At 66.0% G+C, this 19495-nt stretch carries 17 protein-coding genes; 6 read left to right on the forward strand and 11 right to left on the reverse strand.

Translation table 11 applies throughout. The features are described 5' to 3' along the window. Window positions 1-21: 21 nt before the first annotated feature. The 4 genes from V7066_RS07920 to V7066_RS07935 form a co-directional block, all read right to left on the reverse strand. Entirely contained in the window at window positions 22-483 is a 462-nt protein-coding gene (locus V7066_RS07920) for a response regulator (protein WP_334182522.1), read from the reverse strand. Further along, complete coding sequence (locus V7066_RS07925) at window positions 476-1933, reverse strand: sensor histidine kinase (protein WP_334182523.1); 1458 nt, start codon at window positions 1931-1933, stop codon at window positions 476-478. The genes V7066_RS07920 and V7066_RS07925 overlap by 8 nt, the downstream gene beginning before the upstream one ends. A gap of 202 nt (window positions 1934-2135) precedes the next feature. Beyond that, window positions 2136-2639: an asparaginase domain-containing protein gene (locus tag V7066_RS07930; protein WP_334182524.1), complete on the reverse strand. Its 504-nt coding sequence runs from the start codon at window positions 2637-2639 to the stop codon at window positions 2136-2138. Window positions 2640-2720: 81 nt separating this feature from the next. Then, window positions 2721-3338, reverse strand: coding sequence for a TetR/AcrR family transcriptional regulator (locus V7066_RS07935; RefSeq protein ID WP_334182525.1), 618 nt, complete (start codon window positions 3336-3338; stop codon window positions 2721-2723). 66 nt (window positions 3339-3404) lie between these two features. Between V7066_RS07935 and V7066_RS07940 the strand changes: the two genes are divergently transcribed. Genes V7066_RS07940 through V7066_RS07950 form a run of 3 tightly spaced genes read left to right on the forward strand, consistent with a single transcriptional unit; the run spans window position 3405 to window position 7551 of the window. Beyond that, window positions 3405-4850, forward strand: a complete 1446-nt coding sequence (locus V7066_RS07940; protein ID WP_334182526.1) for an efflux transporter outer membrane subunit — start codon at window positions 3405-3407, stop codon at window positions 4848-4850. After that, window positions 4850-5989: an HlyD family secretion protein gene (locus tag V7066_RS07945; RefSeq protein ID WP_334182527.1), complete on the forward strand. Its 1140-nt coding sequence runs from the start codon at window positions 4850-4852 to the stop codon at window positions 5987-5989. The genes V7066_RS07940 and V7066_RS07945 overlap by 1 nt, the downstream gene beginning before the upstream one ends. Further along, window positions 5989-7551: a DHA2 family efflux MFS transporter permease subunit gene (locus tag V7066_RS07950; RefSeq protein ID WP_334182528.1), complete on the forward strand. Its 1563-nt coding sequence runs from the start codon at window positions 5989-5991 to the stop codon at window positions 7549-7551. Before V7066_RS07945 ends, V7066_RS07950 begins: the two co-directional genes overlap by 1 nt. A gap of 92 nt (window positions 7552-7643) precedes the next feature. Here V7066_RS07950 and V7066_RS07955 read toward each other — a convergent pair whose 3' ends face one another. The 3 genes from V7066_RS07955 to V7066_RS07965 all read right to left on the reverse strand — a co-directional run bounded on the left by V7066_RS07955 (window position 7644) and on the right by V7066_RS07965 (window position 11038). Next, complete coding sequence (locus V7066_RS07955) at window positions 7644-8993, reverse strand: MATE family efflux transporter (RefSeq protein ID WP_334182529.1); 1350 nt, start codon at window positions 8991-8993, stop codon at window positions 7644-7646. Between the two features lie 437 nt (window positions 8994-9430). Then, complete coding sequence (locus tag V7066_RS07960; RefSeq protein WP_334182530.1) at window positions 9431-10690, reverse strand: cytochrome P450; 1260 nt, start codon at window positions 10688-10690, stop codon at window positions 9431-9433. Window positions 10691-10711: 21 nt separating this feature from the next. Beyond that, a complete protein-coding gene (locus tag V7066_RS07965; RefSeq protein ID WP_334182531.1) occupies window positions 10712-11038 on the reverse strand; it encodes a 2Fe-2S iron-sulfur cluster-binding protein in 327 nt (108 codons plus the stop codon). Between the two features lie 136 nt (window positions 11039-11174). On the opposite strand from V7066_RS07965, the gene V7066_RS07970 reads away from it, so the two are divergent. Continuing rightward, window positions 11175-11852: a TetR/AcrR family transcriptional regulator gene (locus V7066_RS07970; protein ID WP_334182532.1), complete on the forward strand. Its 678-nt coding sequence runs from the start codon at window positions 11175-11177 to the stop codon at window positions 11850-11852. A 4-nt stretch (window positions 11853-11856) separates the two neighbouring features. Here the strand turns inward: V7066_RS07970 and V7066_RS07975 are convergent, their stop codons facing one another. The 4 genes from V7066_RS07975 to V7066_RS07990 form a co-directional block, all read right to left on the reverse strand. Then, entirely contained in the window at window positions 11857-12795 is a 939-nt protein-coding gene (locus V7066_RS07975; RefSeq protein ID WP_334182533.1) for a 1-phosphofructokinase family hexose kinase, read from the reverse strand. A 43-nt stretch (window positions 12796-12838) separates the two neighbouring features. Next, window positions 12839-14944 (reverse strand): putative bifunctional diguanylate cyclase/phosphodiesterase, encoded by a 2106-nt coding sequence (locus tag V7066_RS07980; protein ID WP_334182534.1) that lies wholly within the window; start codon window positions 14942-14944, stop codon window positions 12839-12841. A 253-nt stretch (window positions 14945-15197) separates the two neighbouring features. Then, on the reverse strand, window positions 15198-15368 hold the full coding sequence (locus V7066_RS07985; protein ID WP_334182535.1) for a hypothetical protein: 171 nt from the start codon (window positions 15366-15368) through the stop codon (window positions 15198-15200). A gap of 45 nt (window positions 15369-15413) precedes the next feature. Beyond that, window positions 15414-17006, reverse strand: coding sequence for an isocitrate lyase (locus V7066_RS07990; protein WP_334182536.1), 1593 nt, complete (start codon window positions 17004-17006; stop codon window positions 15414-15416). Between the two features lie 147 nt (window positions 17007-17153). On the opposite strand from V7066_RS07990, the gene V7066_RS07995 reads away from it, so the two are divergent. Further along, entirely contained in the window at window positions 17154-18542 is a 1389-nt protein-coding gene (locus tag V7066_RS07995) for a helix-turn-helix domain-containing protein (RefSeq protein ID WP_334182537.1), read from the forward strand. 50 nt (window positions 18543-18592) lie between these two features. Then, complete coding sequence (locus tag V7066_RS08000) at window positions 18593-19336, forward strand: TonB family protein (RefSeq protein WP_334182538.1); 744 nt, start codon at window positions 18593-18595, stop codon at window positions 19334-19336. The last annotated feature ends 159 nt before the right edge of the window (window positions 19337-19495 follow it).

Raw genomic sequence — 19495 nt, forward strand, 5'->3', positions numbered from 1 at the left:
CCTCGACTAAGCGGGGTGGGATCACGAAAGCGCGATCGCGGGCAGGTTCTGCGTGGTGGCGTACTTGGTGATGAACTGGGCGAGCTGGGCGAACTGCGGGCCGACCGCGGACTTCACCATGTATCCGGCGACATGTTCGTCGTAGGCGCGCGAGCGGTCCTGATCGCGCGAACTGGTGCTGAGGATGAACACGACCGTGCGCTTCAGTTCGGCGTCGGCGCGCAGTTCCTCCAGGAACTGGAAACCGTCCATGTTGGGCATGTTGAGGTCCAGCAGGACGATGACCGGGGTATCTACTGCCTTTCCCGGATTCTGCCCGCGCAGGATCGTCAGCGCTTCGCGGCCGTCCCCGGCGGTCTCGGTGCGGCAAGGGACGCCGTGGCGCTTGAAACTGCGCAGCACGCCTTCCAGTGCCACGTCGTCGTCATCGACGACCAGCACGGTATAGTCGAAGGGGAGCGTGACCTGTGCAGGCTCAGTCATCCTCGTTCTCCTTCAGCAGGATCCTGGGCCAGTGGATTTCGAACGAGGCGCCGCCGAGCGCGCCGGGCGACTGCACCGTCACCATGCCGCCATGGGCATTGATCATGCGCCGGGTGAAGGCGAGGCCGACGCCGTCGCCGCTGGTGCCGGGCGAGGCGCGGTGGAACAGCTTGAAGATGCGGTCCTCGTTGCCGGGGGTGACGCCCTTGCCGTCGTCGTCGACGGTGAAGACCGAGAAGCGCCCTTCCTCGCGCATGGCGATGCGGATACGCCCCGAGCGCCCGCCGTGGTGCTTCACGGCATTGCCTATCAGATTGCGCAGCGAGGTTGCGAGCGGGGCGCGGGGCGCGGTGATGTCGCCGCCCTGCAGGTCGATCTCGATCCTGAAACTGTCGGGCACGAGCGCGAGGCTCAGCGCTTCATCGATCAGTTCGGCGGGGTGGATCGTCTCGGTATGACGGTCGCGCACCCCGGCGCGGGCATAGTCGAGCAGGTCGTCGATCATCTGCTCGGCACGGGCGATGCGCAGGGCGATGCGATCGAAGTTGTGCTGCACATCCTCCGGCAGTTCGGTCTCGCTCAGGTCCTCGCGGATCCAGGTTACGAGGTCGGCGATCCCGCGCAGGGGAGAGCGCAGATCGTGGCTGGCGACGTAGGTGAATTCCTCAAGCTGGGCATTGGTCTGCTGGAGTGCGGTCTCGCCCCGCTTGCGCGAGGAAATGTCGCTGACGATCGCCATGAACATCGGCTGGGCGCCGTTTTCGAGCCGGGTCAGCGCGATCTCGACCGGGATTTCTTGGCCGGAGCGGTGCAGGCCGGTAAGATCGCGGCCCGAACCCATCATGCGCGAGCTGGGAGCCTGGACATAGCCGGTCACATGCTCGCGGTGCGGTTCGCGGTAACGGGGCGGAAGCAGCATTTCCAGCGACTGCCCGACCAGTTCCTCGCGCGGGTAGCCGAACTCGCCCGCCAGCGCGGCGTTGACCTGGACGATGCGCTGGCGGCTGTCGACCACGAGGGCGCCGAGCGGGAGGTTCTCGAAGATCTGGGAGAAGCGCTTTTCGGCGATCGTCTGGCGCGTCAGGCTCTGGAAATAGAGGATCGCGCGTTTGTCGAACTCGCCGGGGGACGAGGTCAGCGTCAGTTCGACGGTCTGCTCGATGCCTTCCAGCGCCTTGACCGTAACCACGCGTGTCCACGAGGGGCGGGCCTCGACGGGCGCCGCGAAGAACACTTCGAGCATCTGTCGGAGCAGTTCGGCTTCGTCCTGCGGAAGCCAGACGAAGGCGAGGGTGAGCCGCAGCGTGGAAGGGTTCGGCTCGCCCAGCAGCGTTGCCAGTGCCTGGTTGGCCCAGGAGATCACCCCGGCCTCGTCGATGATCATTGCGCCGATCGGCGCATTCGTCAGTGCGACATGAACATCGGCCTGGTTCTGAAGCGCTACCGTCACGACAACTCCCTTCGCAGCGTAAGGACCGCCCCCCGAAACGGGAGGCGGCGTTACTGTGCGACCGGGAAGTCGTGCGCATTCATGAGCGACGCGGCGATCGGCCTTCCGCGCTCAGGTCTAGGGGGCAGCCGTTTGCGCCTGACGAAGGAGGCTTTCCGGTTTTGCCCTTAGTTCAAGATCAATTCGGGCGGGAATCGCGCCTTCAGAGCGCGACGAATTTCCCCGCCTCGCGGTCCTTGCGCACCTTGAGGCCGTTGAACACCGAGCCGTTCATCGTGATCCACACGCCCTCGGGCGCGGACTGGCAGCAGGCGAAGGCCATGCCGAGGTTGAAGGTCGCGTCGCTCTCGGCGAAGCGGGCCGGGGCGAGGGCGCCGGTCAGGACCGTGGTCTTGCCGGGCACGTCGGCGAGGACCTTGGCAGTCTCGGTCATGGTGTCGGTGCCGTGGGTGATCACGACATGGGCTTCCGGCGCCGAGGCGACGATCGCGCGGATCGCGGCGCGATCCTCGTCGGTCAGTTCCAGGCTGTCCTTGCGCATCAGTTCGACGACGCGGACCGGATGGGCGACGCGGGCGACCTTGAGCAGCTTCTCGATCACGCTCTCGGCGATCTGGTATTCGCTGAGGGCGTCGAAATACTGCTTGTCGAACGTGCCGCCGGTGGTGACGACGAGGATCGGGCTGAGTGCAGGGGACTTGTCCATGCGCGCCGTTTCCTATTCCGACGGCCTCGGGTCAAGCGATAGGGGCCGGAAAATGCGCTGAGGTGCATTTTCCGGACACAGTCACGCTGCCTGCGGGCAGAGGCGGCGCGGCCAGTCGATCAGGCCGATCAGATCGTCCACGAAGGCCTCGCGCTCCTTGAGGTTCGGAAGCTTCGGCCGCACGAGACTGTCCGAACGAAATCCGACAAGCGCCGATGTCGTGATCTTCGTCAGTCGCTCGGCTTCCTCGGCAGTGAACTTGGTTGCGAAGAATTCGGTGACACAGCCGCGGAAGCGATAGGGGCCGCGTTCGTAGAACATCTCGTTGATTTCCGGGAAGCGTTCGCCTTCGCCCATCACGAGACGGAAAAGCTGTACCGAAGTATCCCGCAGCAGGCATTCCAGGAAACGCAGGCAAACCCGGCGCAGCGCGGGGAACGAGAAGGTCTGTCCGATCAGGACTTCGTTCACGTCCTGCGCGAAGGCATCTACCTTGTTGTCTACCACGGCTGCGAAGAGTTCCTCCTTCGATCCGAAGTGCGCCCAGAGCGTCGCTTTCGAGCCGCCGAGTTCGTCGGCGATGGAAGACATCGTGGTGGCGGCATAACCTCGCTCGAAGAACGAACGCGTCGCGACTTCCACGATCGCGGCGCGCTTCTTCGCCTTGTTGAGTTCTCTCTTGCCCGGATTTTCTGTCATAGTGGTACTGGCTGGTACACTTTTTCGTTGACAGGCGCAAGCCGGACTCCGATAAAAACTGTACCGATGAGTACGATCACTATCCCCCGAGTCGCGGCAGCCTCCGTGCTGGCCGTAGGCCTTTCGCTGTCCGCCTGCGCAGTGCCCGACCTCGGGCCGAAGCCGCAGATGCGGGCTTCTGCAACCCTGGACAGCGCCCAGTCCCTGGCGGCTACCTCCGACGCCGCATGGCCGCAGCAGCAGTGGTGGACCGCCTATGGCGATGCCCAGCTCGATGCGCTGGTGGCCGAGGCGCTGGCCAGTTCGCCGGACGTGGCGGAAGCGCAGGCCCGCATCCTTCAGGCGCGCGGCGCCACGCTGGTCGCCGGGGCCTCGACGCTGCCGACCGTCAACGGACAGGGGTCTGTGGGCGGCAAGAAGCAGAGCAAGAACAACGGCATTCCGCCGAGCTTCGTGCGGAATGGCTCTACCGGCGATCTCGCGCTCTCAGCCGACTTCGACCTCGACCTCTGGGGCAAGTATCGCAAGATGCTGGCCGCGGCGACTTCCGAGCAGAAGGCCGCGGAGGCCGACGCCCGCCAGGCCGAGCTGATGATCTCCTCGAACGTGGTCTCCTCCTACTTCGACCTCGCCCGCCTCGTGGCGCGCGGCGAGGCGCTGAAGGATGCGGTGAAGGCGCGCGAGGCGATGGTTACGCTCAGCGACCAGCGCAACCAGCAGGGACTCGACAGCGAACTGCCGCTGCGTCAGTCGGAATCGTTGGCCGCCTCGGCCCGCGCCCAGCTTTCGGCCAATGACGAGCAGATCCTGCTGCGCCGCCACGCGCTTGCCGCGCTGCTCGGCGCCGGGCCGGATCGCGGTCTTTCGATCGCGCCGACCTCGATCGCCCGCCTGCCGGTGACGCCGGTTCCCGCCGATGCCGGTATCGGCCTCGTCGGTCGCCGTCCCGACATCGTCGCCGCGCGTCTGCGCGCCGAAGGTGCGGGCAAGCGGATCGACGCCGCCAAGGCCGCGTTCCTGCCCGATATCTCGATCAGCGGGCTGTTCGGCCTCCAGTCACTGGGCCTTTCGAACCTGTTCAAGAGCGGCTCGACTTACGGAAATGCGGGCGGAGCGATCAGCCTGCCGATCTTCCAGGGCGGCCGCCTCAAGGGCGAGTACACCAAGGTGCGCGGCGCCTACGATCTCGCCGTGGCGGACTACAATTCCACCGTGATCGGCGCGCTTCAGGACGTGGCCGATGCGCTCGCCACCCGCAATGCGGCAGCCGAGCAGGAGCAGGCCTCGGCCGACGCGCAGGACAAGTCGGCCCGCGCCTACGACATCGCGATGAAGCGCTACAACGGCGGCCTTGCCAATTACCTCGACGCGCTGAGCGCCGAGACCACCGCGCTCGATGCGCGGCAGGCCGCCGTCGATGCCCATTTCCGGACTCTCGCCAGCGAAGTCGCGCTCAAGCGCGCGCTGGGCGGCGGTTACGAAGACAATTCAAGCAAGAAGGCTCCCGAGTAATGAGTGACGAACACAACAACGAGCAGGGCTCCGGGAGCGTGCTTGGCAAGAACAGGCGCAAGCCGCTCCTCGTCGGCCTTGCCGTGGGCGTGGCGGCAGTGGGCCTGCTCTATTTCGCTTACGACGCCTTCATCGGCAGCCGCTCGGTCTCGACCGACAATGCCTATGTCGGCGGCGACAATGCGCAAGTGACCCCGCTGACGTCGGGCCGCGTGGTGGAAGTGCTCGTCACCGACACCCAGCCCGTCCGCAAGGGCCAGCTGCTGTTCCGCATCGAGGATTCGGACCAGCGCATCGCGCTCGCCCAGGCCGAGGCCGAACTTGCCGCCGCGCAGCGTCGCTACGGCCAGTCGCTCGCGCAGAACCGGGCGCTGGGTGCTTCGGCAGACGCCAGCGATGCGCAGATCAACTCGGCCAAGGCCAGCGTGGCTTCGGCCGAGGCGACGCTGACCAAGGCCAAGACCGACTTCGCGCGCCGTCAGGCCCTCGTCGGCAGCGGTGCCGTTTCGGGTGACGAACTGACGACCGCCCGCCAGCAGCTCGCCTCGGCCCAGGCCTCGGCCAGCGAGGCGCGTGCGATGCTTGCCCAGATGCAGGCCGCCGCCGTCAGCGCCCGCCGACAGGAAGACGCCGCCGTCGCGCTGACCAAGGGCACTTCGGACACGACTGCGCCGGAAATCCGCCAGGCCCAGGCCAAGCTCGACCAGGCCCGGCTCGATCTCGAACGCACCGTCGTGCGCGCACCGATCGACGGTGTGATCGCCAAGCGCGCCATCCAGGTCGGTCAGAAGGTCCAGGCCGGCGGCGTGGCGATGACCGTGGTTCCGGTCGGCCACCTCTATGTCGATGCCAACTTCAAGGAAACGCAGCTCGGCAAGGTCCGCCCCGGCCAGAAGGCGACGCTCAAGTCCGACTTCTACGGCGGCGACGTGACCTATCACGGCAAGGTCGTCGGCTTCTCGGGCGGCACCGGCGCGGCTTTCTCGCTGATACCGGCGCAGAACGCGACGGGTAACTGGATCAAGGTGGTCCAGCGCCTGCCGGTCCGCATCGAACTCGATCCCAAGGAACTTCAGGAGCATCCGCTGCGCATCGGTCTCTCGATGGATGCCGAGATCGAACTGACGGACGCCGACTGATGGCCGGCGCACCCGCTGCGCCAGCAGCCGGAGGTGCTGGCGCAGGCGACACCACCTTCACGGGGGTGAAGCTGCTCATCGCTGGCTTCCTGCTGGCGATGGCCAACTTCGTCGTCGTGCTCGACATGACGATCGCCAACGTCTCGATCCCGCACATCTCGGGCGGGCTGGGCGTTTCGGTGTCGAACGGCACCTGGGCGATTACCTCCTATGCGGTGGCCGAGGCGATCTGTGTGCCGCTGACCGGCTGGCTCGCGGGGCGCTTCGGCAGCCTGCGGGTGTTCCTGCTCTCGCTGATCGGCTTCGGGGTGTTCTCCGCGCTCTGCGGCATCGCCCATAGCTTCGGCCTGCTGGTGCTGTTCCGTCTGGGGCAGGGCTTCTGCGGCGGTCCGCTGATGCCGCTGACGCAGACGCTGCTGCTGCGCATCTTCCCGAAGCACATGCACCCGCGCGCCATGGCCATGTGGGCGATGACCGTCGTTACTGCGCCGATCGCGGGTCCGATCGTCGGCGGCTACATTTCCGACAACTGGTCGTGGGAGTGGATCTTCTTCATCAACGTGCCGATCGTGATCCTGGTCTTCTTCGGCCTCTTCACGATCCTGCGCGGGGTTGAGACGCCGACGCGCAAGCTGCCGATCGACGTCGTGGGTCTCGGCCTGCTGATCGCCTGGGTCGCCGCGTTCCAGATGATGCTGGACCTCGGGCGCGAGCATGACTGGTTCGGTTCGCCCTTCATCGTCGGGCTGGCGGTGATCGCGGTGGTCTTCTTCATCGCTTTCATCATCTGGGAGCTGACCGAAGAGCACCCGGTGGTGGACCTCAAGGTCTTCCGGCACCGAGGCTTCTCGGCGGCGACATTCTCGCTGACCATCGCCTTCGGCACATACTTCGCCTCGGTGGTGGTGATCCCGCAGTGGTTGCAGACCTCGATGGGCTACACCGCAACGCAGGCGGGCGAGGCCATGGCCTTCTCCGGCGTGCTGGCGGTCTTTGCTTCACCCTTCGTGCCCAAGCTGATGCAGCGCTTCGATCCGCGCATGCTGGTGTTCATCGGCATTGCCTGGATCGGCGTGGTCGCGATCTTCCGCACGAGCTGGTCCACCGACGTGCCGTTCTGGACGATCGCCTGGCCGCAGCTGGTGCAGGGCGTGGGGGTCTCGCTGTTCATGGTGCCGCTCACGACGATCAGCCTCGCCTCGGTACGGCCTGACGAGACGGCGGGCGCAGCGGGCATCGCCAACTTCGGCCGCACCCTGGCCAGCGCCATCGCCACCGCCCTGGTGACGACGACCTGGGAAGACATGAGCCGCGCCAACGGGGCGGACATGGCGGCGACGATGAACAATTCGCAGCAGACGATGGACCAGCTCCAGAATGCCGGCTTCTCGATGGAGCAGGCACGCCAGACGCTGGCCAATCTCGTCAACGCGCAAGGCACGGTGCTGGGTACCGTGCATGTCTTCGCGCTCTGCGCGATCCTGCTGTTCATTGCCGCGTGCACTATCTGGATTGCCCCGCGTCCCCCGCGCGGTGCGAAGCCGGCATCAGGCGGGCACTGATCCCCGGGAGCCTGCCCAAGGTTCCTGAACGTCCCGCCTGAGGCCAAGCGAGCCGCCGATGCCATCCCCTCCTCCGGCGTCGGCGGCTTTTGCTATTCTGGAGGAGGTGTCCCGAAGCTGCGCTGGACGAGGTGCGGCAGCACGGCGGCCTGGGCGCAGGCACGCATCACGAAGAACAGGGTGAAGGCCGCCCAGAGGCCATGGTTGCCCCAGGGATGCAGGCCCCAGAGCAGCACGGCGTAGACCGCCATCGCCGCCAGCATCGTCCCCATCATCGCTCGCGTCCATCCCGCACCCACGAACACGCCGTCGAGCACATAGGCGGAGACGCCCAGCAGCGGTAGCAGTGCCAGCCAGGGGGCATAGGTGGCGGTGGCGGCGATGACCTCCGGCGCAGTGGTGAAGGCCGCCGCCAGCGTCCGCCCGCCCGCCGCATAGCCGAGCGTCAGGACCAGCCCCATGACCGCGCCCCAGAGCAGCGCCGAGCGGACCGTCGCCATGAAGCGGTTGCGGTCGCGGGCGCCGAGGGCCTCGCCGCAGAGCACTTGCGCGGCGCTTTCGAAACCGTCGAGCAGGAGTGTCGCCAGCATGAAGAGCTGGAACAGAATGCCGTTCGCGGCCAGCATGACCGGCCCGGCCTGCGCGCCGGTGCGGGCGAAGGCGAGCAGGGCGGCGGTCAGCAGCAGGGTGCGCAGGAACAGGTCGCGGTTGAGCGCAAAGAGACGGGCGAGTTCATTGCGCCGCCAGGTTGCGCGATGCCGGACCGAGGCGAAGGCGGTGCGCGCTTCGGGGCGGCGCAGCACCAGGGCGGCAAGCAGCAGGAACTTGAACAGCTCGGAGGAGAGGGTCGCGGTCGCCACGCCGGTCACGCCCCATTGCACCACGAGCACGAGGAACAGGTCGAGCGCGATGTGCACGACATTGGCGGCGATCTCGACCACGAGGACCTGGCGGACGAGGCGCTGGCCGATCAACCAGCCCACCAGCACGCAGTTGCCCAGCCAGAGCGGCCCGGCCCAGTAACGGATGGCGATATAGTGCCGGGCGCTCTCGCGGACCGCGCCTTTCGCGTCCAGCAGGTCCAGCCCGTAGGGGATCGCCAGCGGCATCAGGCAGAGCAGCACCGCGCCGATGCCCAGCGCCACCGCCATGGCCCGCGCCAGGGTTTCGCCTTGTGCGCTCCGGTCGCCGCGTCCGGCACTCTGGGCGGTCAGCGCGACGGTGCTGGTGCGCAGGAAGTTGAACACGTTGAGCAGGCCCATCATGTACTTCGCGCCCAGTTCGACCGCGCCTTGCGCCGGGGCGTCGCCGAGGCGCCCGATCGCCCACATGTCGGCCAGTCCGAACAATGCGGTGGCGACATTGGTCAGCATCGCGGGAAGGGCGATCGACCAGAGCAGGTGCGTCTGGCTTCGGGCGGGCTGGATGAGGCGCTGGGTCAAGGTCGTTCGCGATTAGCGCAGGCACTCGGACGGGGCAATCGAGGGGCGGGCATGGGGCGGGCATGGGGCGAATCGTCCAATCGACTCGGCGAACCACGCGCGCCAAAGTGATTCGATTTACACCGATTCGCCGCCTCAAGGACGCTTCCAGGCCATTGCTGCAACTGCGAACAGCGTCGGCGGGCGTGCAACATAACGAGAGAACCCCGACCCGCTTTACGCGGGCCGGGGTTCTAAAATCTAGTTTGTAGAAGATGTTGCACCTGCGAAGATTCGGCGCGCCGGAAAGAAATTAACTTCCTTCCCGGCGCGCTCTCTCCCAACGCCGGTAAAGCCGCAAGCGACCTTTCGCTGACTACTCTGCAACAATTTCGCGGGATCGCAAAGCGGAATTGTACGAGCGGCAGTCGAATGTCCTGTTCGGTGTTGCGTGGAAACTACCAGACCAGCGGCACCGCTTCCGGACCGATCACGCCGCCGGGGCGGTACTCGATGCGGGTGCCGGGCTGGAGGTCGAAGTTCGGCACCCGCTTCAGCCATTCCTGCAGCGCGATCTTCACTTCGAGCCGGGCAAGGTGCCCGCCCATGCAGCTGTGCACGCCCACGGTGAACGCGAGGATCGTCTTGCGCGGCCGGTCGAAGTCCACCGTCATCGGATCGGGGAAGACTTCGGGGTCGAAGTTGCAGGCGGGCAGAATGAAGGTGACGCGGTCGCCCTTCTTCATCTGTACCCCGCGCATCTCGTGGTCCCGGTCGAGCACCCGGCCGGAGAACGTCACCGACCAGCGACGCAGCAGTTCCTCGACGATCCGGTCGATGTCCTCGGGGCGGTCGATGATCTCCTGCCGCTTCTCCGGGTTCTGCGCCAGCCAGAGCCAGATATTGTTGAGCGTGGCAAAGACGGTGTCGAGCCCGCCGATGAACAGGAAGCAGACGAAGCCGAAGATCTCCTTGTCGGAGAGCGGCGCGCCGTCGGGCTCTGCATGGGCGATCAGGCTGACGACGCCGTCGTCCGGCTGCGCCTTCTTCTCGGCGATGGCTTCCTTGAGGTAGGCGGTGATCTTGGCCATGGCCTGGCCCATGATCGCGCGGTCGTTGGAATGGAGCAGTTCCATCGCCCATTCCACGAACGTGTCGCGCATGGCCTGGGGCAGGCCCATGATGTCGAGGAAGACCGAGACCGGCAGCGGGCGGCCGAAGTCCTCGGTGAACTCGCAAGTGCCGCCCGCAGCGACTTTGGCCTCGATCGCGTCGATCAGGTCGTTGGAGCGCTTGCGGATCAGCTCTTCCAGCTTGAGCACGCCCTTGGGGCTGAATACCGGGTCGACGATATTGCGGTACTTGCGGTGGTGTGGCGGGTCGATCTCGATCGGGATGAAATAGAAATAGTCATTCGGATCGCGGGGGAAGGGGGTGGCGCCCTCGTTCGAGAAGATGTCCGGATGGCGCAGGCCGAACAGGGCATCCTCGTGCTTGGTGAGGTGCCACATGTTCCCCATCGGGCTCACGTCATAATAGATCGGCGGCTGCTTATGGTGTAGCGCGGCCATGAAGTCATGTGGACCCGCAAGGAATTCCGGTCCGACGGTCAGGCCGGACTGGCGGACAAGGTCGCTCGGGACATGGTCGGGGATCTGGTCCATGCCGACATGGCGCGGGAGGTTCGGCGGAACCGGATTGGCGGCGTCGATAGGCATCGGTCTCTCCTTTTTCCGCGCTCAGAACTGATGTTCGGGCATGTGGACGACAAGGCCGTCGAGCGCCGGGGTCATCTCGATCTGGCAGCAGAGGCGGCTGCCCGGCCGCAGTTCCGCTGCGACGGCTTCCAGCAGTTCCTCTTCCGCTTGAGAGGAGGGGCCGCCGACGGTCTCCACCCAGTCCTCGTCCACGTAGCAATGGCAAGTGGCGCAGGAGAGGCCGCCGCCGCATTCGCCGGTGATACCTTCGATCCCGTTGTAGACCGCGCCGTGCATGACGTTGTCGCCTAGTTCGACCTCGACGTCGGACGCGCGCCCTTCGTGATCGACGTAAGTGACCTTGGGCATCGAACTCTCCTGTCCTTCAGCTGTTGTCGCGTTTCTGAGAACGCTGTTCTCAACACTGTTAGCGCGCGGTCCGGCAGAGAGTCAATGGGAGGCGCCGGGCTGGACCGAAGCGGAAGGAGCGCCTAATCCCTCGGGGATGGCCAGCCTGCGTCCGACCCATGTCTCGTCCGAATCCCAACCCGCCGTGCTCGACGATGGCGAGAACGACCGCACGCGATTGCTGATCGATGCCGCCTACGATCTGCTCGACGAAGCCGGGTTGGAGGGACTGACGATCCGAGCCGTCCTGTCGCGCACAGGGCTGGCGCGCCGGGCTTTCTACGAGCGGTTCCAGGGCAAGGACGATCTCGTGCTGGCGGTCTTCGATTCCTCGCTGCGTTCGGCCGCACTTCAGTTCGGCGAGATGACGCGGCAAGTGCCGAGTCCGACCGAGGCCTTGCGGCTCATCGTCTCCAGCATCGTCGTCGGCCAACTCGGCCATGGCGAAAACGGTCGGATGAAAGGCGGCGCCCATCTGCGCAGCGCCGCGCTCAGCCGCGAGCACTTGCGGCTCGCCCAGTCCCGCCCCGCGGAGCTTCAGGCGGCGCTCCAGCCTCTGCTAGACCTCATGGCCGGGCAGGTTGCGGCGGGGATCGAGAAAGGCGAGTTCCGCGCCGCCGAGCCGCACTTGCAGGCGAGGCTGATCTACAACCTCGTCTCCACCACCGTGCACACCGTCCTGCTCCAGGAAGAGGGCGGTGCACCCGATCTGGCCGAGCGTGAGACCCTGGCCGTGGCGATCTGGGATTTCTGCAGGCGGGCGATCGTCGTCTGAACGGTCAGAGCGGTTCGATCCGCTCCAGCATCCGTTCGATATCCGCCGGGCGCGCGAGGTCGGTTCCCGCGCGCAGGACGGCGGCGGAGCCGGCAGCCATGCCCCTGCGGAATGCTTCGAGTTCGCTGTCGCCCCGGCACAGCGCGTGGACCATTGCGGCGACGAAGCTGTCCCCGGCACCGACTGCGCTTGCGGCGTCGATCCGTAGGGCGGGCAGGAACACCGGGCCTTCGGTGCGGGCGAGCACGGCGCCTTCGTGGCCCATCGTCACGGCGACGAGCCGGGCCTTGCCGCTCTCGACGATCTCCATCGCGGCCTTGCCGATGGCCTCGACATCCTCGAGCTTGCGACCGGCATATTGCTGCAATTCGCCCTGGCTCGGCTTGACCAGCAGGAGACCGCCTTCCGCGATCCCCGCTGCCAGCGCCTTGCCCGAACTGTCCAGCACGACTTCGCAGCGGCGCCCATCCCGTTCCCGCATCAGGCGCGCGACGCGGGCGTAGTAATCGTCGGGCACGCCGGGGGGCAGCGATCCGCTCATGACCAGCATGTCGCAGTCCGCTTCAGCGAGGCGGTCGAGGCATTCCTGCCATTCAGCCTCGCTGACATGCGGACCGGCGGGCGTGAAGCGGTACTCCTTGCCTGTATCGTGTTCGAGAACATCGGCGGCGATGCGCGTCGGTCCGATGATGGGAATGCGTGTGCGCACGAGCTGGTGCAGGTCGATCAACCCGTCCAGCGCCGGGCCGGTGGCGCCGCCCGAGAGATAGAAGCACCGTGCATGGCCACCGAGCCGGACGAAGACGCGCGCCACGTTGATGCCGCCGCCGCCCGGCGCATAATGCTCGTTGTCGGTACGCATTTTGTGCGTGTGGCGGACTTTGCCGACGTCGTAGGATACGTCGATGGTCGGGTTCATCGTCAGCGTGGCGATGCTTTTCATCGGGGCGGCTCCTCGTTTGGCGATTACCCGGCGGACGGCGGGGTCAGGCCGCGTCGCGCCTGTCCGGCGGTGGTCCTTCGGGAAATTCCAGCATCGCGCCCGGCTGCGGCCTGCCGAACAGGAAGCCCTGGCCCTGGGTGCAGCCCTCGGAGCGCAAGTATTCGCGTTCGACATCGCTTTCGATACCTTCCGCCGCCACGGTCAGCCCGAGGCTGCGTCCGAGGCCGATCACGGCGCGGATCACGGCGCGGGAGCTGGCTTCCTCGTGGAGGTTGAGAATGAACGACTTGTCGATCTTGATCTTGGTGAAGGGGTAATTGAGCAGGTAGCTCAGCGAGGAATAGCCGGTGCCGAAGTCGTCGAGCGAGATGCCGATGCCGAAGCTGCGCAAGTTGCGGATAATCGCGGCGGGGCGGGGGCCTCGCTCCATCAACACCGCCTCGGTGATTTCCAGTTCGAGCCGCTCGGCGCTCAGGCCGGAGGCGGCAAGGGCGTTGATGACGGTATTCAGCAGGTTGCCGTTGCGGAACTGGACGGGCGAGACATTGACCGAGAGGCGCACATGTTCGGGCCAGCGGGTCGCCTCGCGGCAGGCCCTTTGCAGGACGAAGCTGCCGAGCTTGTCGATCAGCCCGAGTTCTTCCGCCAGCGGCACGAAGACTTCGGGCGAGACCGGGCCGCGCTCCGCATGATTCCAGCGCAGCAGCGCCTCGCAGCACTCGATCGCGCCGGTTTCGAGGTTGAGCAGGGGCTGGTAGTGAACGTCAAGCTCCCCCTCCTGAACGGCCTGGCGCAAGTCCGTCTCCAGCCGGACCTTGGCCTGCGCCGCTTCGTCGAGGGCTACTTCGAAGCGGCGGCAGGTGCCCCGCCGGTCGGCCTTCGCGGCATAGAGCGCGAGGTCCGCATAGCGCATCAGCGTCGGGGAATCGTCGCTGTCGAAGGGGGCGGCGGCCATGCCCACGGTCGCGCCGATGTGCAGCGTGTTGCCGTGGACGCGAAAGGGCTCGCTGAGCGCGGCGATGATCGCCCGGCAGATGGGTTCGGCCTGGGCAAGGCCGGCTCCCCGGAAGATGATCGCGAATTCGTCGCCGCCGATCCGGAAGAGCAAGGCGCCGGGCGGCAGGAGTTCGCGCATGCGCCGCGCGGCGTCGGTCAGCAGGGCATCGCCGAAGTGGTGGCCGTAAGTGTCGTTGACCGTCTTGAAGTTGTCGAGATCGATGAGCGCCAGCGTGACTGGCTCGCCGAGTGAGGCTTTCGGCAGCAGGTCGCGCAGCGTTTCGCGGCAATGCGAGCGGTTCGCAAGTCCGGTCAACTCGTCATGGCGCGCCATGTATTCCATGCGCCGTTCGATGCGGCGGCGCTCGGTGACGTCGAAGACGGAGGCGATTGTCACCGGTCGTCCTTCGATGACAGAGGCATGGGTGGAGACATGAGCTTCCACCACGTCGCCGTCGCGCCGGAACATCGTCCAGTCCGCGTTGCAGGTCGGCGTATCGGCTTTGAGCATGCGCGAAGCTTCGGGCCAGGCCTCGCCGCCGAACAGGCGGCGGGCATCGAGACCTTCCATCTCCTCCGGACCATAGCCGAACAGGCGGCTGGCCGAGGCATTGGCGTTGCGGATCCGGCCGGTTTCGGGATCGTGGACGAGCATGGCCAGCGGGTTCTGTTCGAACAGAAGACGGAAACTTTCCTCCTTCTGCTTGAGGTCGGTGATATCCACGCGCAGGCCGATCGAGCCGCCATCCTCGGTTCGGCGTTCTTCGATTAGCACGTAGCGACCGCCCGACAGGCGCTGCTCGTGCCGGGCGGCGGGCTGCTGCATCAGCGACAGGCGATCTGCGAGCCATTCTTCCTCGCGGCCGCTCGCTTCGGGATAGTCGCCGCGCTCGACGCCGACCCGCAGCGTGTCAGCCAGCCTGGCACCGGGTTCCAGAAGGTCGGCGGAGCGGCAGTAGATTTCCTCGTACTTGCGGTTCCAGAGGATGTAGCGGCCTTCTTCGTCGAGGAAGACGACGCCCTGCGGCAGCACGTCGATAGCCTCGCGCAGACGGCGTTCCGCGCGGGAGGCCGCCGCAAGGGCAGCGTGGAGCGATTCAGGTGGCCTTTGGCCTTCCAACGCCTCGTACTCTTCCGAAGTTACCAGAACCAACTTTGCGTCCCCGTGTCGGAAACAGTTATATCACAAGGTGTTAATTTTTCAGACAACGCGCTGCTGGGCTATGCGTTGCAATGCCGGCCGGTAATTTTGAAGGCAAGTTAACCAATAGCAAGAGGCCCGCCGCAGGGGTGTGCGACGGGCCGGGTTTTCCTCCCCAGGAAAACGCTTGAGAGGTTATCCGGCTCCGGGGAGCCGGAGGTTCCGGTCGCAGGCGTTATGGATGCCTGCGTTCCGGTGTTTCAGGTCAGCGCCGGGTGGCGCTGCCGAGCCTGTGGTACAGGTTCGAATAGGTCGAGCTGATCGGATCGTCCTCATGCGCGCGCATGTAGAAGAGGACGGCTTCCTGAAGCAGCTTGAAGTCCTGGTTCGAAAGCACCGCGCGGGCGCGGGCCGGTTCGGTGGTCATGGTCGTCATAGTACCTTCCTTTCCTTGCTTGGCGGGGGAACTTCCCCAGCTGCCTCAGGCAGCGAACTGGTTCATCGTATTGTGCGTACCGCCTGCCTTGAGGGCGGCTTCGCCGGCGAAGTATTCCTTGTGGTCGTCGCCGATGTCGGACCCGGCCATGTTCTGGTGCTTCACGCAGGCGATCCCCTGGCGGATTTCCTGACGCTGCACGCCCTTGACGTAGCCGAGCATGCCCGCCTCGCCGAAGTACTCCCTGGCCAGATTGTCGGTCGACAAGGCGGCCGTGTGGTAGGTCGGCAGGGTGATGAGGTGGTGGAAGATCCCCGCCTCGCGCGCTGCATCCCTCTGGAAGGTGCGGATGCGCTCGTCGGCCTCATTGCCCAGCTCCGTGCCGTCGTAGTCCACGCTCATCAGCTTCGCCCGGTCATAGGCGCCGGTGTCTCGGCCTTCCGCGGTCCAGGCGTCGTAGACCTGCTGGCGGAAGTTCAGCGTCCAGTTGAAGCTGGGCGAGTTGTTGTAGACCAGCTTGGCATTCGGGATCACCTCGCGGATGCGGCTGACCATTCCGCCGATCTGGCCGATGTGCGGCTTTTCGGTTTCGATCCACAGCAGGTCCGCGCCGTTCTCCAGAGCATGGATGCAATCGAGCACGCAGCGATCCTCGCCGGTTCCGCTGCGGAACTGGTAGAGGTTCGAAGGCAGCCGCTTCGGACGCATCAGCTTACCGTCGCGGGTGATCAGCACTTCGCCGTGGCCAACCTCGCCCGCCGCGATCTCCTCGCAGTCGAGGAAGCTGTTGTAGCGGTCGCCGATGTCGCCCGGCTCACGGGTGAAGGCGATCTGCTTGGTCAGCCCCGCGCCCAGCGAGTCGGTGCGCGCCACGATCAGGCCCTCGTCGACGCCCAGTTCCATGAAGGCGTAGCGGACGGCGCGGATCTTCGCGATGAAGTCCTCATGCGGGACGGTGACTTTGCCGTCCTGATGGCCGCACTGCTTCTCGTCCGAGACCTGGTTCTCGATCTGGATGCAGCAGGCGCCGGCCTCGATGAACTTCCTGGCGAGCAGGTAGGTCGCCTCGGCATTGCCGAAGCCCGCGTCGATATCGGCGACGATCGGCACGACATGCGTTTCGTGATTGTCGATGGCGTGCTCAAGGCGCTTGGCCTCGACCTCGTCACCGGCTTCGCGCGCCTTGTCCAGATCGCGGAAAAGCATGCCGAGTTCGCGGGCGTCTGCCTGACGCAGGAACGTGTAGAGTTCCTCGACCAGTGCCGGAACCGACGTCTTCTCGTGCATCGACTGGTCGGGCAGCGGCCCGAACTCGCTGCGCAGCGCCGCGACCATCCAGCCCGAGAGGTAGAGGTAGCGGCCCTTGGTCGTGCCGAAGTGCTTCTTGATGGAGATCATCTTCTGCTGGCCGATGAACCCGTGCCAGCAGCCCAGCGACTGGGTGTAGTTGGCGGGGTCACGGTCATAGGCGGCCATGTCCTCACGCATGATGCGCGCGGTATGGCGGGCGATGTCGAGGCCGGTGCGGAAGCGGTTCTGCAGGCGCATGCGTGCGACCGATTCCGCTTCGATGCCGTTCCAGTTGGTTTCGGTGCCGATGGTCTGGCCGGCTTCGGTGATCTTGCTCTGGTAAGTCACTGCCAAAAGTCCCCGTCGAAAATGTGATTGGGCGATGACCTTGAGCTAATCCTCATTTGTGCGGCGCGGAACGGGCTGCGAGGTCCGGTTGTCAAACTTTACAGATATTCCTTGTAAAGATGTGCAGGTGTGACAAGCTGCTGACCTATGGCGGAATCGCGACCTCTCTATCTTGGCCCCCGGCTGCGCCGAATGCGCCGCGAACTGGGGCTGACCCAGCAGGCCATGGCGGACGATCTGGAGATTTCGCCCAGCTATGTCGCGCTGCTGGAACGCAACCAGCGGCCGGTGACGGCGGACATGTTGCTCCGTCTGGCGCGGACCTATCGGCTGGACATGGCCGATATCGCCGGGGACGATGGCGAAGACTATGCCCGCCGTGTGGGCGAGGTGCTGCGTGACCCGCTGTTCGCCGATATCGACCTGCCGTCGCTGGAAGTGGCCGACCTCGCGATGAGCTTTCCGGGCATTTCGGAGGCGCTGCTGCGGCTCCACGGGGCCTATACCCGAGAGAGTCAGGCTCTGGCCGAGCAACGCGCCTCCGGCCCGGCGGCGGAAGAGAACGAGCCGGTGCGCGAGGCGCAGCGCTTCCTCGGCCAATCGCGCAACTACTTCCACACCCTCGACCTGCGCGCCGAGGAACTGGCGGCGGAAATCGAGCAGGCGGGCGGGGCCACCGCCTGGCTTGGCGCCAAGGGCGTGCGCGTGCGTTTCCTGCCGCCGGACGTCATGGTCGATTCGCTGCGACGGTTCGACCGGCACAACCAGCAACTGCTGATCGACGATACGCTGGGCGCCTCAAGCCGGGCATTCCAGATCGCCACCCACATCGCGCATACGGCGATGCGCAGTGATATCGTCGCGGTCGTTCGCGCCGCTGCCTTTGCTCAAACGACCACGGCAACTTTGGTGCGTCGGGCGCTGGCCGGTTATGCGGCGGCGGCGATCCTGATGCCTTATGCCAGGTTTGCCCGCGCGGCCGAGGCGCGGCGCTACGATATCGAGGCGCTTTGCGGGCTGTTCGCCACCAGTTTCGAGCAAGTCGCCCATCGCCTCACCACGCTGCACCGTCCGGGCGAGGAGCGGGTGCCGTTCTTCTTCCTGCGCGTGGACGAGGCGGGCAACGTCTCCAAGCGGCTGGACGGCGCGGGCTTCCCCTTCGCGGCGCATGGCGGCGGCTGCCCCTTGTGGTCGGTGCATCAGGTGTTCCGTTGGCCGGGCGAGGTCCGTACGCAGTGGCTGGAATTGCCGGACGGGCAGCGGTTCTTTTCGATCGCGCGCACCGTCACTTCGGGCGAGGGAAGGTACGGGCGGATGAAAGTCACCCGCGCCGTCGCGCTCGCCTGCGCGGCGGAAGAGGCGGGCAAGCTGGTCTATGCGGCTGGGGACGAAGCGAGAGTTACCCCCATCGGCGTCACCTGCCGCCTGTGCCAGCGCGCCGACTGCGCCGCGCGCTCGGTGCCGCCGATCGGGCGTGACGTGCTGGCCGACGACTATCGCCGCGCCGCGCAGCCCTATACTTTCGCCGAAACCTGATCCGCCCCGATACCTTGCCAAGCCGATGAACCTCATGGCATTTCCGCCCCATGGTGAAAGCCGACCTTAAACCGGCGCGAAAGACGCGTCTGGGCGCGATCGCGCTGGTCGCGCTGCTTCATTTCGTGGCGCTCGCCGCGCTGATCCGCGCTTTCACACCGGAATTCGCAGCGTCCATCGTTGGCTCGCTCACGCAGACGTTCGATGTGCCGCTCGAAACTCCGTCACCGCCGCCAGCGCCAGCACCGCAGCCCCGCCCTTCGCCCGCGCAGGACGAAGGCGCGGCGGGGACGCCCGGTAAGCAGGCCAAGCCCCGCGAAACCGCCGTTCCGAAAGCGCCGATCGCAATCAAGCCGAGCGAGGCGCCGCCCGTCGCAAGCAAGGGCACGGAAAATGCCTCCGGAGCACGGGATGAAGGCGAGGGAACCGGCGCTGCAGGACTTGGCAGCGGAACAGGAGCGGGGGCGGGCGGCTCCGGGCAGGGTGGCGGCGGCGGAATTGCCGCCAAACCGGTGAAGATCGCCGGAGACATCAACTCCGCGCGCGACTACCCCCGCGAGAGCCGCGATCTGCGGCTGGGTTCGCAAGTGGTCATCGCCTTGAGAGTCGGAACGGACGGGCGGGTCAAGGCCTGCCGGGTCGTTCGCGCCAGCCCGGATCCTGAGGCGGACCGGATCACCTGCCGACTCGCCACCGAGCGCTTCCGCTTCAGGCCGGGCCGGGATGCGACCGGAAATCCGGTCGAGACGGAATTCGGCTGGCGGCAGCGATGGTTCCTCAAGGGGGAGGGGTAAGCCATATGCGGCAACATGCTCCAAAAGGGGCATTTTCCATATGGCGCGGCTCCGGTTCGGTTGGTCTCGTTCAGCCAAGACGGACGGCGCGGTTCGCGCTAGCTTTGCGGGACGAAACGAAGTTTCCGGTTCCGGGCGCTTTTCCCGGTGCATTCGCGT

Origin of the sequence: Novosphingobium sp. (assembly GCF_036820275.1) — a bacterium.
Taxonomy (GTDB): Bacteria; Pseudomonadota; Alphaproteobacteria; order Sphingomonadales; family Sphingomonadaceae; genus Novosphingobium.

Excerpts from the sequence above, each read along its gene's own strand:
- V7066_RS07940 (WP_334182526.1), top strand. The coding sequence starts at position 3,405 with ATGAGTACGATCACTATCCCCCGAGTCGCGGCAGCCTCCGTGCTGGCC.
- V7066_RS08000 (WP_334182538.1), top strand. The coding sequence starts at position 18,593 with ATGGTGAAAGCCGACCTTAAACCGGCGCGAAAGACGCGTCTGGGCGCG.
- V7066_RS07975 (WP_334182533.1), bottom strand. The coding sequence starts at position 12,795 with ATGAAAAGCATCGCCACGCTGACGATGAACCCGACCATCGACGTATCC.
- V7066_RS07965 (WP_334182531.1), bottom strand. The coding sequence starts at position 11,038 with ATGCCCAAGGTCACTTACGTCGATCACGAAGGGCGCGCGTCCGACGTC.
- V7066_RS07985 (WP_334182535.1), bottom strand. The coding sequence starts at position 15,368 with ATGACGACCATGACCACCGAACCGGCCCGCGCCCGCGCGGTGCTTTCG.
- V7066_RS07935 (WP_334182525.1), bottom strand. The coding sequence starts at position 3,338 with ATGACAGAAAATCCGGGCAAGAGAGAACTCAACAAGGCGAAGAAGCGC.
- V7066_RS07945 (WP_334182527.1), top strand. The coding sequence starts at position 4,850 with ATGAGTGACGAACACAACAACGAGCAGGGCTCCGGGAGCGTGCTTGGC.
- V7066_RS07960 (WP_334182530.1), bottom strand. The coding sequence starts at position 10,690 with ATGCCTATCGACGCCGCCAATCCGGTTCCGCCGAACCTCCCGCGCCAT.
- V7066_RS07970 (WP_334182532.1), top strand. The coding sequence starts at position 11,175 with ATGGCCAGCCTGCGTCCGACCCATGTCTCGTCCGAATCCCAACCCGCC.
- V7066_RS07920 (WP_334182522.1), bottom strand. The coding sequence starts at position 483 with ATGACTGAGCCTGCACAGGTCACGCTCCCCTTCGACTATACCGTGCTG.
- V7066_RS07995 (WP_334182537.1), top strand. The coding sequence starts at position 17,154 with ATGGCGGAATCGCGACCTCTCTATCTTGGCCCCCGGCTGCGCCGAATG.
- V7066_RS07930 (WP_334182524.1), bottom strand. The coding sequence starts at position 2,639 with ATGGACAAGTCCCCTGCACTCAGCCCGATCCTCGTCGTCACCACCGGC.
- V7066_RS07950 (WP_334182528.1), top strand. The coding sequence starts at position 5,989 with ATGGCCGGCGCACCCGCTGCGCCAGCAGCCGGAGGTGCTGGCGCAGGC.